The organism is Type-C symbiont of Plautia stali, assembly GCF_059730935.1.
Genome location: NZ_AP035924.1, coordinates 301,271 through 315,133 on the forward strand (window position 1 = coordinate 301,271; position 13,863 = coordinate 315,133).

Genomic DNA, 13,863 nt, shown 5'->3' on the forward strand with positions numbered 1-13,863 from the left:
GACGTTTTTGATATGGAACTTCGCCACCTGCGTTATTTCGTTGCCGTTGCTGAAACGCAGCACTTTACCCGCGCCGCCGAGTTGCTGGGCATGTCGCAGCCACCGCTCAGCCAGCAAATCCAGCGGCTGGAGCACGAGATCGGCACGCCGTTGCTGAAGCGCCTGACGCGCGGCGTGGAACTGACCGATGCGGGCCGCGCGTTTCTGCCCGATGCAATAGCGATTGTGCAGCTGGCCGATATGGCGCTGGAAAAGGCGCGCGGCGTGGCGCGCGGCATGAGCGGCCAGATGTCACTGGGTTTTGCCAGCTCGGTGGCGTTTGGCGCGCCGGTGTTTGATCTGATTCGCGCCTTCAAAACGCGCTACCCGGCGATGGAGCTCATCACCCGGGAAGAGAACATGGCGCTGCTGATGCAGGACTTAGGGGAAGGTTTGCTGGATGCGGCGTTCATTCGTCTGCCGTGTGAGAGCAGTAAGGCGTTTAACCTGAAAGTGATCGCTACCGAGGAGATGAAAGTGGCGCTGCCGGCCAGCCATGCGCTCAGCCAGCAGCAAAGTGTTGCGCTAACGCAGCTGGCCGAAGAATCACTGATTATTTTCCCGCGCGAGGTGGCGCCCAGCCTGTACGAATTAATCGTCAGTGCCTGTCTGCGCGCCGGCTTTGATGCAACACGCTTTCAGCAGGCTCCGCAGATTACCTCCTCGCTCGGCATGGTGGGCGCAGGCTGCGGGATTGCGCTGGTGCCGGCTTCGCTGTGCTGCGTCAACAATCCACAGCTGGTATTTCGTGACATTGAAAACAATACGCTGTTCACCGACATTGCCTTTGCCTGGCGGCGTAATCATCCAGCCAAAACGGTGTTACACCTGCTGAGTTTGCTTAACGGGGAATAATTTGATGGGGAAATCTGATGTCTGTGGTGACAGAGCGGACTGAACAATACGCTTATATAACATTAGCCGGGATAATAAATATACCGGCAGGTGCGTTTTTATCAGGATAATAATACGCAGCGATACTATTATTTTGCTCATCAATCACTAAAAATCAGCATTATTACCCGACTCACCCTGCCAGAAATTAATAACGTCTTCATTGGCAATGTCTAATACCTGCACCTTCTACTTAATTAGAGTTAGCAGTAAGGACGCGTAACCTGTTATCTATCAGACTGATAAAAATATTACGATAAATTATCAGAATCGTCGCTGCTTAAAAATTTCGTTAAAGAAAATAAAAATGACAGATGCCGGTGTTAAGCCTACCATGAGAAAGACCATTATAATATTTACGCTTATTAACCACGCCAGCGGCAGGGTGTTGCAGGCCGCATACTGTACTTTTTGCTGTTAAATTTCGCACCGGAACCAGGCCGGCGCGGAGGAAATTATGCTGATGAATTTCAACGGTGACGATGATCGCCGCGCACGGGCATTGAAGGCGCTGCGCAGTCGCGACGAAAGCCGTGACGACGTATTGCAAAACTTTGTCCGGCTGACCAGTCAGGCACTGGGTATTCCAGGTAGCTTTGTCTCCGTTCTGGATGATGAACATCAGCATATCTGCGCCGCCCACAATTTTGCGCTGGAGCACTCGTCCCGCGAGGACTCGCTGTGCCGCCACGCCGTAGACAGTGACGGCGCGGTAGTTATCTCCGACACCCTGCTGGATGCGCGTTTTGCCCGCCATCCGCTGATCATCGGTGCCCCTTTTATCCGCTTTTACGCCGGTGTGCCGCTCAGGCATCGCGATGGCTATGTGCTGGGCACGCTGTGCGTCACGGACGTCGCGCCACACGCGTTCAGCGCTGATCAGGTGAAGGTATTACAGCTGCTGGCCGATCTGGTGATGTCCTTCCTCGAAGCGTGGCACTGCGCCGGCTTCACCGATCCGGTCACGGCACTGCCTAACCGCCAGCGCCTGATTCGTGACCTGCAGCGTCTGGCCTCCATCGGGGACCGGACGCCGCAGCGGCTGATCCTGATCGACTGCATTGATATGCCGCGCGCCTATGAGCTGGCGCGCTCCATGGGCATGGGGCCGGTGGAAAGCCTGCTGAAGCACGTCACCACGTTACTGCCTTTGCGCCTGCAGCCCGGTGCGGACGACATCATTTATACCGTCGCCACCGGGCGTTTTGCGATTCTCACCATGGACAACAGCCCGCTGACCGCCGCATCGGTGGCAGAAAACCTGGCAGGGATCAGCGCGGATTTGGACGCGGGCATCTCTGTCGCCCTCACCTGCTTTACCGGCGAGGTCATTTTCATTCCAGCAGAACTTCGCGCGCAGGAAGTGCTGCGCCGGGCGGTGAGTGCGCTGCATGAGGCGATTGGCAACCGGGTGCCCGCCATGAGCTTCAGCCTGGTAGCCGATCAGCGCCGCACTCAGGACTTTCTTCTGATGAACGATCTGGCTGCGGCATTGCAACAGGATCAGGGCCTGTGGCTGGCGTTCCAGCCGAAGATCTGCCTGAACAGTGGCCGGCCCGTTGGCCTGGAGGCACTGGTGCGCTGGCGGCATCCGCAGCGCGGCGAACTCGCTCCCGATCTGTTTATCCCGCTGGCGGAACAGACCGAGCTGCTCAGTGCCTTAACCAGCTGGGTGACCGACAAGGCGATCGCCAGGTTAAAACGCCTGCAGCACAGCCCCCTCCAGCTGCCGGTGACCATCAATATCAGCAGTCGCGACTTCTCAGATCCCGGTTTTGCCGATGCGCTGGAAATGAAAATGCTGCAGGCCCGCCTGCCGACCTCGCTGCTGGGCATTGAATGCCTGGAGACCGAGCAGATTATTAACAGTCCCGCGGCGCTACAGGGGCTGGAGATGCTGAAGCTGCGTGGGTTTGGCATCTCGCTGGATGACTTTGGCACCGGCTACAGCAATATCGGCTACCTGCGACGGATGCCGCTGGATGTGATCAAGCTTGATCGCGCGCTGATCAGCGAAATCGCCTCAGATACCGCGTCGCGGATTATCGCGCGCAGCATCATTACCATGCTGAAACAGCTGGATTACACCGTACTGGCTGAAGGCGTAGAGAATGTCGACACCGTTGCCGCGCTGGCGGAGTACGGCTGCGATCAGGCGCAGGGTTACTTCTATGCGCGCCCGCTGCCGGAAAGCGAGCTGGATGCGTGGCTGACGCGCCAGCTCGCGGCACAACGCTGAGGTGTGGTTCAGTGTACGCCGGGGAGCGTCTGGAGCAGAGTCCGTGGCAATACGATGAGTCTGTTAGCTTAAAGCAAAATGATACTTTAAAGGTGAAACAGAAATGCCCGGCTTAGTTTTAGAGAGTGCGCTTCACGGCCTCGCTATAAACCTCCGCGCGTTCTCTTTTACCAACCGAAATCACGAAAACCACCACCTTCTCGTCTATCACCTGATAGACAAGGCGATAACCTGAAGACCTGAGCTTTATTTTGTAGCAGTCAGGCATACCGCGAAGCTTGTTCGCTTCAATACGGGGTGCCTCAAGTACTTCAGCCAGCTTTTTTTTTTTTGTTCACGTACCGTCGAGCCCAGCTTTCGCCATTCCTTTAGTGCCCGCTCGTCAAAATCCAGAAAATAGGCCATCAAAGGTCATCCAGCGTCACACGAACTGGCTTAGGATTGCGAAGCCGCTCTTTCACTATTTCGACCAGCTCAGCATCTTCGTCGCTCAGCAGTGTCTGTTTGAACGGTAAACGTTCATTTTCGGCGATATACTCAAGCATGAGACGAAGCGCTTCAGAGGGAGTCACCCCCATTTTTTCAAGCGCAGCGTAAGAACGTGCTTTGAGTTCATCATCAATACGCAGGTTGATGCTGCCCATGTCCTACTCCTCTTGTACATACAAATGTCATTACAAGTATTTCACTCCCTCATGTATATATCAAGTCCTGCCCAGCGTTATACGCGCTCTGCAGGTAATGAGATTCACCGCCACACGACTTCTGCCTTAAACGTAGCCCATCAGTTTCAGCATTGACTGTGCCTGGTGCATCGCTTCGGCGCGATGGGTGACGCCCAGCTTCTGGTACAGATTACGGATATGGGTTTTGATGGTGGTTGCCGCGACGTCCAGCTCGCCGGCGATCTGATCGTTGCTGTAGCCGGAGTAGATCAACCCCAGCACCTGCCATTCGCGCTGGGTCAGCGGGCTGGTGCGAATCAGCTCCGGCACATCCGGGTGGTTCAGCAGCCGGCTGACGAAGCCCTCATCGAAATGGGCAAACTTATGCCGGTGATACTTGTTGATCTCACTGAGAATGCGCCGGGCCCGATGCTGATCGAGTTCGCTCAGCGTATTAAGCTGAATTAACTGGCGCAGCTGCTGCGCCATCATTTCGCCCTCAATCACGAAGTGGCTGACGAAGCCGGTGCTGCGTGCCAGCTTCAGCGCTTCGATCAGCGCCTGCTGTGCCTCTGCTTTGCGCGCGGTTTGCCAGTAGATTTGATTCAGCAGCAGCAGGTTACGGTTTAAATCACTCATCAGCCGCAGCGCGTGCGCATTTTCATTCAGCTCATCGAGGATCACTTCGGCCTGGCTGAGATTGCCCAGCAGGATCTGCGCCCGCGCCACATTGCGCCACTGGCCCTGCAAAAAATGATTGTTGGCAAAGGCGGGTTTATCGGTATGGCGCATCCAGTGGCTGGCGCTCTGCGCATCGCCCGTCATCTGCCAGTAGATCAGCCGCACTTTGTCGGCGTTGGCAATCCAGTCGCTGTGCAGCACACCGTTATTCATCAGGTTTTCCAGCCGGCTGAGATAGCTGCGCGCATTATCCAGATTGCCGCGTGCCAGCGAGCACTGAATTAATAGCCCAAGGCACTGGATTTGCTGCTGGGGCGGATAGCCTTTCAGGACTTTGATGCCCGCGCGCGCCGCCTGTTCGGCTTCATCCAGCCGGCCCCACGCCCACATCAGCTGCGCACGGATGCGCAGTAAAAACTCGTGCAGCGGGATGTTAGCCAGGTGCTGTTCACTCACCAGCACAAACGCTTTTTCCTGAATCTCCCACGCTGACTGTAAAAAACCCTGTGCGAACAGGATTTCGCTTTGCTGAATCAGACTCCACAGCGCGTAGTGCCAGGCTTCATCGCGGCGCGCCATCTGTTCGGTTTGCCGCATCAGCGCCAGCGAGTTGGTCAGGTCACCTTTGCAATGCATCACTTCGCCGTGCACTGAGGTGGCCACAATGCGACTGTAGCGACGCGTTTCCGGCAGCGTTTCCAGCGCCAGCCGTGCCAGTCGCTCTGCTTCGTCGGCGTTGCCGTGATTGATGGCCACCTGTGCGCGCACCGCATTGAATTCGCCCTGCAGCGCGGCGTCAATTTCGCAGTCGCAGCCTTCCTCAAAGCGCGCCAGCAGCCGGTTAACTTCAGAAAAGCGATGCTGGCTCTGCATCAACCAGGCCTGCAGCAGTACCAGTTTCGGACTGGCCAGCAGCGTGCGCCACGGCAGCGCATTCAGCGACTGTTCCAGCAGTGCCAGTTCGCTGCGGTTGAACAGCGTCCACGCGTGCTGGAGCAGCACGTCACGCAGCATATCGGTATCGCCGGACGCCAGCGCGTGATGAATCGCCTCGCCGGGAAAACCCTGCGCCATCCAGCTTTGCGCGGCCGCGCGGTGAATGGCCGGTAGCTCGCTGGCCAGCTCCCATTCGCAGCGCTGACGCAAAAAGCTGCCGAACAGCGGGTGATAGCTGAACCACTGTCCTGAATCATCCATGCGCTGAATAAACAGCCCCTGACGTTCAATTTCTTCCAGCCGCATGCGCCCGTTGTCTTCACCGGTCACGCAGGCGACCAGCGCATCATTCATCGACTGCAATAACGCGCTCTTCAGCAAAAAATGGCGCGTGGCGGCATCGACGTTATCCAGCACTTCCTCGACCAGATAATCGGAAAGGTGGCTGGCATTAATACCGGAGAGCCGGCGTGCGGAGTCCTGCGCCGATGCCGCGCCCTGACGGGTGGAGAGTGCGATCAGCTGTAACGCGGTCGCCCAGCCTGCTACATCATCACACAGACGGTTGCTCTCATCCGGCGCGAGCGGCGCGCTCAGGCGGCAGTCGAAGAACTGTTTCGCCTCCTGATGGGTGAAGGCCAGCTGCTGGCTGCCCAGCTCCAGCAGTTGTTCACGCACGCGCAGGTTAGCAATACCCAATTGCGGCAGATTGCGGGACAGCACCACCAGCGTCAGGTTATGCGGCTGATGGCGCAGGAAAAAGCGCATCGCTTCATGCACGGCAGGATTGGTGATGTGATGATAATCATCGATGATCAGCCACAGCGGCTGCTGCCACGCGGCCAGCTCATTGAACAGCTGGGCGAACAGCGCATTGAGGTTCACGTACTGACGCTTTTGCGCCAGCGTCTCGCTGCGGCTGCATGCGCCGCGGGTAGCCTGCTGCAGCGCGGCGATCAGGTAATCGGCGAAGCGCTCCGGCTGATTGTCGCCCTCGTCTAATGAATACCAGCCCAGCTCGCTTTTATCAGCCGCCCACTGCGATACCAGCGTGGTTTTGCCGTAGCCCGCCGGGCTGGCAATCAGCACCAGCCGGTAATTCGCCGCTGCGCTGAGCTTTTGCAGCAGACGATCGCGGGTAACCGTGCTTTCAGGACGAACGGGACGACTCAGTTTTGAGGGTATCAACATGGGCGCACGCTTCTCCGTTAACGTTCAGCGCATCATTTTTTTACGCTTCGTAATTAATAGTCATACACGTTCGGAGATTCGGTTACTGAATGCAAGCGAACTGATTAGTTACGCTTTACAAAAGCGAGTGTTATCACACTCCTGCCGCGCTTTCAGATTTACCTCAGCCTCGCCACCCTCCCTGTCCTCCCCGTGGAATTTTTTACAGGAGGAGGTAGCCGCCTGGCGGCAGCGTCACACTGCCTGAAACCCTATTTATTTGACTGGAGTTTCCCTATGGCACTGCCCACATTTGACCCTGACCGTTTTTCTGCCGCGCTGGTGCGCCAGTGGCAACGTTTTGGCCTGCCGGATGCGCAGGAAATGAGCCCCGACCAGTGGTGGCAGGCGCTGAGCGGCGCGCTGGCCGAACTGCTGGCGGATATACCGGTGCAGCCGGCCGCTGGCGGACAGCGCCACGTTAATTATCTGTCAATGGAGTTTCTGCTGGGCAGGCTGACCGGCAACAATCTGCTGAATCTCGGCTGGTACGACGGCGTCAAAGCGACGCTGGCCGCCGCAGGCGTGACGCTGAGTGACGTGCTGGAGCGTGAAACCGATCCGGCGCTGGGCAACGGCGGTCTGGGACGGCTGGCCGCCTGTTTTCTCGATGCGATGGCGACCACCGGCCAGCCTGCGATCGGCTATGGCCTGAACTACCAGTACGGTCTGTTTCGCCAGCATTTTGTCGGGGGCGCGCAGCACGAACATCCGGATGACTGGCAGCGCGATCGTTATCCCTGGTTTCGCCACAACGCGGCGCTTGACGTGCAGGTCGGACTGGGCGGCAGCGTGACCACCATTGACGGCGTGACGCACTGGCAGCCTGCTTTTGTTGTGCAGGGTGAAGCCTGGGATCTGCCGGTGGTTGGTTTCCGCAACGGCATCACGCAGCCCTTGCGTCTGTGGCAGGCAAAGCATGCCCGTCCGTTTGATCTCCAGCGTTTCAATAACGGCGATTTTCTGCGCGCGGAACAGCAAGGCATTGAGGCGGAAAAACTGACCAAAGTGCTCTACCCGAATGACAACCATCAGGCCGGCAAAAAGCTGCGTCTGATGCAGCAGTATTTCCAGTGTGCCTGTACGCTGGCGGATATTCTGCGTCGTCATCAGGCGGCGGGACGATCCATCGAAACGTTAGCGGATTATGAAGTGATCCAGCTGAACGATACGCATCCGACGCTGGCCATCCCGGAGCTGTTGCGCCTGCTGCTGGATGAGCACCGGCTCAGCTGGCAGGACGCCTGGCGCATTACCCAGCGCACCTTCGCCTACACCAACCACACGCTGATGCCGGAAGCGCTGGAGTGCTGGAACCTGCGCCTGGTGCGTAGCCTGCTGCCGCGCCATCTGCTGATCATCAATACGCTCAATGCGCAGCTGAAACAGCAGGTTGAGGCACGCTGGCCGGGTAATCAGGCGATCTGGTCAAAACTGGCGCTGGTGCACGATCAGCAACTGCGCATGGCAAATCTGTGCGTGGTCGGCAGCTTTGCAGTCAACGGCGTGGCGGCGCTGCATTCGCGGCTGGTGGTACAGGACCTGTTCCCCGAGTATCACGCGCTGTGGCCGGAGAAGTTCCACAATGTCACCAACGGCATCACGCCGCGTCGCTGGATGAACCAGTGCAATCCGGCGCTGGCGGCGCTGATCAACAAAACGCTGCAGCGTCCGTGGCTTAACGATCTCGATGCGCTGCAGGATCTGACGCCATTCGCCGATGATGCCGCCTTCCGCGCCGAATATCGCGCTATTAAGCAGCACAACAAGCAGGCACTGACAGAGTGGATCGCCGCCCGAACCGGCATTGCGGTGCAGCCTGATGCGCTGTTTGACGTCCAGATCAAGCGGCTGCACGAATACAAACGGCAGCACCTGATGCTGCTGCACATGATTGCGCTGTGGCAAACGCTGGTCAGTGATCCGCAGGCCAATCTGGCTCCGCGCGTGATGCTGTTTGGTGCCAAAGCGGCGCCGGGTTATGCGCTGGCAAAAAACATCATCTACGCCATCAATAAAGTGGCGGAAACCATCAACCACGATGCGCGCGTTGGCGATCGGCTGAAAATTGTTTTTATCCCTGATTACAACGTGTCGGTTGCCGAGCGCCTGATCCCGGCCGCCGATCTCTCGGAACAGATCTCTACTGCGGGCAAAGAAGCATCCGGTACTGGCAATATGAAGCTGGCGCTGAACGGCGCACTCACCATCGGTACGCTGGATGGGGCCAACGTTGAAATCGCGCAGCAGGTCGGTGAAGAGAATATCTTTATCTTTGGCCATACCGTAGAGCAGGTCAGCGCGCTGAAACAGGCCGGTTACTCGCCATTGAACTGGCGCAGTAAGGACGCGCAGCTCGATCGCGCGCTGACCGCGCTGGAAGATGGCACCTTCAGTAACGGCGACCGCACGGCGTTTAGCGATCTGGTCAACAGTCTGGGCGCGCAAGGTGGCGATCCTTATCTGGTACTGGCTGATTTTCGCCACTATCTCAACGCGCAGCAGCAGGTTGAAGCACTGTGGGCCGATCCTGAGGCCTGGACGCGCGCCGCAATCCTCAATACCGCGCGTTGCGGCATGTTCAGTGCCGATCGCGCCATTCGTGACTATCAGCAACGCATCTGGCAGGCCAGCCGCTAAGGAACGCCATGAAACCCAAAGATGTTCTTGATCGCCGTGCTGACGCGCTTATTGCTGCGGAATATATTGATGCGCACGGAAAACCGCGGCAGATTTCTGCTCTTACCCATCAGCGTCTCGCCGCGCTGATGCAGGCCCCTGCGAACGGCTCCGCACCGCTGCCGCCGGTGGTGATTTTTTATGTCGGACAGCCACTGAGTCTGGCACCGCTGCTCAACGCCAGCGCGGAATGGCAGCTGACGAGCGAAAGCGGCGAAAGCTGGTCCGGGCGCTGCCAGCCGGGTGAAGCGTTGGTGTTGCCCGCGTTGCCCGCCGGTTATCACCAGCTGACACTGACCCAGGAGTTACAGTGTCACTGTTGCCCGATTATAGTGGCACCCCGCCGCTGCTACGAACCTGCGGAACTGCTGGCGGGTGAATCGCTGTGGGGCAGCTGTATTCAGCTGTATACGCTGCGCTCTGCGGCTAACTGGGGCATCGGGGATTTCGGCGATCTGCGGCAGATGATCGCTGAAACCGCGCGGCGCGGCGGCGCGTTTGTCGGGCTCAATCCGCTGCACGCGCTGTTTCCTGCCGCACCGGAAAGCGCCAGCCCTTACAGTCCCTCGTCCCGGCGCTGGCTCAACATCCTCTATATCGATGTGAGCGCCGTGGCCGATTTTGGCCTCAGCGACGCGGCGCAAGCCTGGTGGCAAGCTGAGGAGACGCAGCAGGCGATTCGGGCAGCGCGTGATGCCGCGTGGGTGGATTACACTGCCGTCACCCGGCTTAAGTTGCAGGGACTGCGGCTTGCCTGGCAGCAGTTTCGCCGGCGCACGGCAGATGATGCGCAGGCGCAGGCGTTTGCGGAGTTTGTGCGTGCCGGGGGCGACAGCCTGCTGCATCAGGGACTGTTTGATACGCTGCACGCGGCGCGCAGCGCCCAGGATGGCACGGGCTATGGCTGGCAACACTGGCCGGCCGAATGGCAGCAGGCCAACAGTGCGACAGTGCTGGCGTTTCGCATTGAGCACAGCGACGAGGTGCGTTTCTACATGTGGCTGCAGTGGCTGGCGGCAGAGCAATTCGCCGCCTGCTGGCAGCTGTGTCAGCAGCAGCAGATGGCGATCGGGCTGTATCGCGACCAGGCGGTGGGCGTGGCGGCGGATGGCGCGGAAACCTGGCGCGATCGGCAGCTTTACTGCCTGGACGCCAGCATTGGCGCGCCGCCGGATATCCTCGGTCCGCTCGGTCAGAACTGGGGATTGCCGCCGATGGACCCGCAGGTGATGGCCGCGCGCGGCTACGAGCCGTGGATCGACCTGCTGCGCGCCAGCATGCGCGACTGCGGCGCGCTGCGCATTGACCATGTAATGGCGCTGCTGCGTTTATGGTGGATACCGAAGGACGAAAGCGCGGCGCACGGTGCCTATGTGCACTATCCGGTGGATGATTTGCTGGCGATTCTGGCACTGGAGAGCCAGCGCCATCGTTGCATGGTGATTGGCGAGGATCTGGGCACCGTGCCGGAAGCCATCGTTGATAAACTGCGCGACGCCGGGGTGTACTCCTACAAAGTGCTCTACTTTGAGCAGGAATCGCAGCGCCACTTCCGCGCGCCAGCGACGTGGCCGCGTCAGGCGATGGCCGTTACCACCACCCATGATATGCCGACGCTGCGCGGCTGGTGGCAAAGTGACGATTTGCGGCTGGGCAGTGCGCTGGGGCTTTACCCCGATCGGGCGATTCTCGCTGGCCTGTATCGCGATCGGCGCCTGGCTAAACAGGCGTTGCTGCGTACGCTGTTGCGCAGCGGTGACCTGCCGCCGCGCCGCCGCTTCCGGCGGGCCAGCGTCCGCATGAGTCATCAGCTTAGTCAGGCGATCCATCGCTATCTGGCCCGCAGCCAATGTGCGCTGCTCGGTTTGCAGCCGGAAGAGTGGCTGGATATGGCACTGCCGGTCAACGTGCCGGGCACCGTCGATCAGTATCCCAACTGGCGACGTAAACTGAGTGTAACGCTGGAAGCGATGGCGGAGGATGACAGGATCGATGCGTTGCTAACGGCGGTACAATCACGTCAGCGTCAGCGTAAGTAGCACGAAACCGACCTGCTGCGTGCAGGTCGGAGTGCCATAAAAAAGGTGCGCCGAAGCGCACCAGGTGGGGCAACTCAGCACTGTCGGGGCAGTTTCACCCCTTGCCTTTAACACTGCTGATAAAGGTTTGCCGCGCCGATGTCGATCCCAGACGCTCTGCTTCATCCAGCAGCTTCAGCGCTTTATCGATATTGCCCTGTTGCACCGCCTGACGAATGCTCTGATTGAAATAGCTTTCCGTCTCATTCACCAGCGGTGCCGGTTCAGGCGCTGGCGCGTGCGCCGTCGTGGCGGCCATGGCCGGCCGGGTGCTGCCAACGGTGACAGCGGCAGGCGCGGCTGAGCCAAACAGCGGGCCGACCAGAATCGAGGAGCCGGAACTGGTTGCCACTTTCAGTTTGATTTTGCCGTCGCGACTGTGACGCGCCACCGGATCGGGAATATCCGGTACCGCATGGCCGGTGCCTTTGGCATAAGCTTTGGCCGGATCCAGCAGCGTGGTGGTCTGGGTTAAATCCTGGTCGGTGGTGAACACCAGCAAATAGATCTTCTGCTGGCCCGGCACCGGCGTCAGCTTCATCACCCCTTCCAGCCGATCGGCGCTCATCACGCCGGGCTGCTGATAGCTAAAGAAGCGGCTCGGAAACCACGCGGCCGGCTGCAGGTTTTCATCCAGTACCAGCACATTAGGGGCAAAGACCTGATTGTGTACCACCTCGCTGCTCAGCGTAACCGTCAGCTCGCCCTGATTGGCAGGCAGGCTGTAAGCCGCGATGGCCCCCGTGACGCCACGTACATCCAGCGGCGTTGCGCTTTGTGTCAGCGTGGTGGTTTGTGCACGCATTGCATCCACCGGCTGCCAGCTGAGCTGCTGCAGCCGCGCGGTGGGAATGGACGGCGCCGCGGAAAGATCCTGCGGCACCAGATTGATGTCGGCCTGGACTGGCGCAATGACGCCGGTCAGCAGCGCGCTGCTCAGGCAGAAAGCGATAAGATTTTTTTGCATTGTGATATCCCAACAAGCTGTCAGGCAGCGGCGTGGACCAGGCAATGGCCGCCGCTGTCCGAAAACGCCGTGCGTCTGACGCACGGCGGATGTTTGCTTAACCTGCGCAGCGCCTTACCACCAGATTTCCATCTGTGCGCCGAAGGTCCACTCATCGTTGTCGCCACGGCTGTTGGTGAACAGACCGTTGCCGCTGCTGTCCGCCGCGGCCAGCGACGTGATATCGCCGGAGGCGTCTTTGCTGTAGCCCCACTTCTCATCCCATTTGGCGTAGGTGGCGAACAGGCGCAGCGCCGGACGTGACCAGATGCTATCGCCAGCCTGCCACTGCTGCGCCAGGGTAATTTTGTACTGGCCGTTGCGTTCGCTGACCTGCTGGGACTTAACGTTGTCATAGCCGACTTCCAGCAGGGTGCTCATGATCGGCGTCCATTTGTACATAGGCCGTACGCCGACGGTGTACCACTCAGTTCCGCGGTTGTTATCCAGATCGACGTTCTGGTACATCGCCACGTACATCAGATCCCAGCGATCGGCCAGCGAGATCGCACCGTGATCGAGGATGCGGTACATATTGCCGTTGTTATTGATGTTGCTGCCCTGCGGCAGGCCTTTGCCCTGCGAGGTCAGCGCATCAGTGGCGTACTGCAGCACAAACTTGTTGTAGCCTTTCAGCATGCTCTGCGTGTGTTCCGCGGTGAACATCCAGCCATCTTTCGACGCGCCGTCGTCTAAGCGATAGCCGTCACGCGCGTTGGCGCGGCCATAGTCGACACCCAGTTCCAGCACGCCATTGGGGTTAGTTTCCAGGCCGGCGAGACGCACATCAAAAACGTCATTGGCGGTACTGGTGGCGTAATCACGGATCTGGTCACTGGAGAAGGTATAAGAGCCGCCCGCTTCGGAAGAGCGCGTCGCGGCGAACGAGAGCTTACCAAACCCGAGATCGACATCTTCCAGACCGGCACCCGGACCGGAGATATCCCAGTAGTAGAAGTCGATCATGTGAACATCATGACGCTGATAAAAACGTTTACCGGCCCAGATGGTGGAACCCGGCAGCGCATCGATCAGGTTTTTACCTTTCACGTTGGCTTCACGGAAGGCCGGTGAAGTCGCTTCCCAGTCATTCTGCTGGGAAACGGAATAGGCGACGTTGGTATCGAAATAGAAACTTTTATCGCCCTCTTTCCACACTTCCTGACCCAGTTTCAGTTCAGCATAGGTTTCACATTCGTTGCCCAGACGGTATTTGCTTTGCGCGCCGGTAGCCTGAAAGCACTGTTGCTCGCCGCCGCTGCCGGTCCAGCCGATACCTGAACGGGCGTAACCCGTAAAATCGACCGCCATGGCTTGAGCGGAGAGCGTACCCGCTGCGATGGCAATCGCGACGGGAAGTTTGCGCAGAGTTAACATTTTCTATCTCCTGAGGTCATTGCTTTTATTGTTTTGCAG

The 13,863-nt window shown here is 58.8% G+C and carries 8 protein-coding genes and 1 pseudogene; 4 read left to right on the plus strand and 5 right to left on the minus strand.

The annotated features are described in order from the left end of the window. Positions 1–12: 12 nt before the first annotated feature. Entirely contained in the window at positions 13–894 is an 882-nt protein-coding gene (locus tag AC6I7J_RS20535; RefSeq protein WP_150059021.1) for a LysR family transcriptional regulator, read from the plus strand. 496 nt (positions 895–1,390) lie between these two features. Continuing rightward, on the plus strand, positions 1,391–3,172 hold the full coding sequence (locus tag AC6I7J_RS20540) for a bifunctional diguanylate cyclase/phosphodiesterase (RefSeq protein WP_150059020.1): 1,782 nt from the start codon (positions 1,391–1,393) through the stop codon (positions 3,170–3,172). A 118-nt stretch (positions 3,173–3,290) separates the two neighbouring features. On the opposite strand, the pseudogene AC6I7J_RS20545 reads toward AC6I7J_RS20540, so the two are convergent. The 3 genes and pseudogenes from AC6I7J_RS20545 to malT form a co-directional block, all read right to left on the minus strand. Continuing rightward, positions 3,291–3,577, minus strand: a pseudogene (locus tag AC6I7J_RS20545) (type II toxin-antitoxin system RelE family toxin). Beyond that, complete coding sequence (gene relB, locus AC6I7J_RS20550; RefSeq protein WP_058759167.1) at positions 3,577–3,816, minus strand: type II toxin-antitoxin system antitoxin RelB; 240 nt, start codon at positions 3,814–3,816, stop codon at positions 3,577–3,579. The pseudogene AC6I7J_RS20545 and the gene relB overlap by 1 nt, the downstream one beginning before the upstream one ends. Before the next feature lie 126 nt (positions 3,817–3,942). Beyond that, the gene (gene malT, locus AC6I7J_RS20555; protein ID WP_498007456.1) at positions 3,943–6,645 is read right to left on the minus strand and encodes an HTH-type transcriptional regulator MalT; all 2,703 of its coding nucleotides are present in this window, start codon (positions 6,643–6,645) and stop codon (positions 3,943–3,945) included. A 276-nt stretch (positions 6,646–6,921) separates the two neighbouring features. Here malT and malP point away from each other — a divergent pair, with 276 nt between their 5' ends. Next, positions 6,922–9,324: a maltodextrin phosphorylase gene (gene malP / locus AC6I7J_RS20560; RefSeq protein ID WP_498007457.1), complete on the plus strand. Its 2,403-nt coding sequence runs from the start codon at positions 6,922–6,924 to the stop codon at positions 9,322–9,324. 8 nt (positions 9,325–9,332) lie between these two features. Further along, a complete protein-coding gene (gene malQ, locus AC6I7J_RS20565; RefSeq protein ID WP_498007458.1) occupies positions 9,333–11,402 on the plus strand; it encodes a 4-alpha-glucanotransferase in 2,070 nt (689 codons plus the stop codon). Between the two features lie 94 nt (positions 11,403–11,496). Here the strand turns inward: malQ and malM are convergent, their stop codons facing one another. Further along, entirely contained in the window at positions 11,497–12,408 is a 912-nt protein-coding gene (malM, locus tag AC6I7J_RS20570; protein WP_498007459.1) for a maltose operon protein MalM, read from the minus strand. A 114-nt stretch (positions 12,409–12,522) separates the two neighbouring features. Further along, the gene (locus AC6I7J_RS20575; protein ID WP_058759162.1) at positions 12,523–13,824 is read right to left on the minus strand and encodes a maltoporin; all 1,302 of its coding nucleotides are present in this window, start codon (positions 13,822–13,824) and stop codon (positions 12,523–12,525) included. Between the last annotated feature and the right edge of the window lie 39 nt (positions 13,825–13,863).

What these genes read in the sequence shown, in the direction of transcription:
- malQ (WP_498007458.1), top strand. Translation starts at nt 9,333, where the DNA reads ATGAAACCCAAAGATGTTCTTGATCGCCGTGCTGACGCGCTTATTGCT.
- AC6I7J_RS20540 (WP_150059020.1), top strand. Translation starts at nt 1,391, where the DNA reads ATGCTGATGAATTTCAACGGTGACGATGATCGCCGCGCACGGGCATTG.
- AC6I7J_RS20575 (WP_058759162.1), bottom strand. Translation starts at nt 13,824, where the DNA reads ATGTTAACTCTGCGCAAACTTCCCGTCGCGATTGCCATCGCAGCGGGT.
- malT (WP_498007456.1), bottom strand. Translation starts at nt 6,645, where the DNA reads ATGTTGATACCCTCAAAACTGAGTCGTCCCGTTCGTCCTGAAAGCACG.
- relB (WP_058759167.1), bottom strand. Translation starts at nt 3,816, where the DNA reads ATGGGCAGCATCAACCTGCGTATTGATGATGAACTCAAAGCACGTTCT.
- AC6I7J_RS20535 (WP_150059021.1), top strand. Translation starts at nt 13, where the DNA reads ATGGAACTTCGCCACCTGCGTTATTTCGTTGCCGTTGCTGAAACGCAG.
- malP (WP_498007457.1), top strand. Translation starts at nt 6,922, where the DNA reads ATGGCACTGCCCACATTTGACCCTGACCGTTTTTCTGCCGCGCTGGTG.
- malM (WP_498007459.1), bottom strand. Translation starts at nt 12,408, where the DNA reads ATGCAAAAAAATCTTATCGCTTTCTGCCTGAGCAGCGCGCTGCTGACC.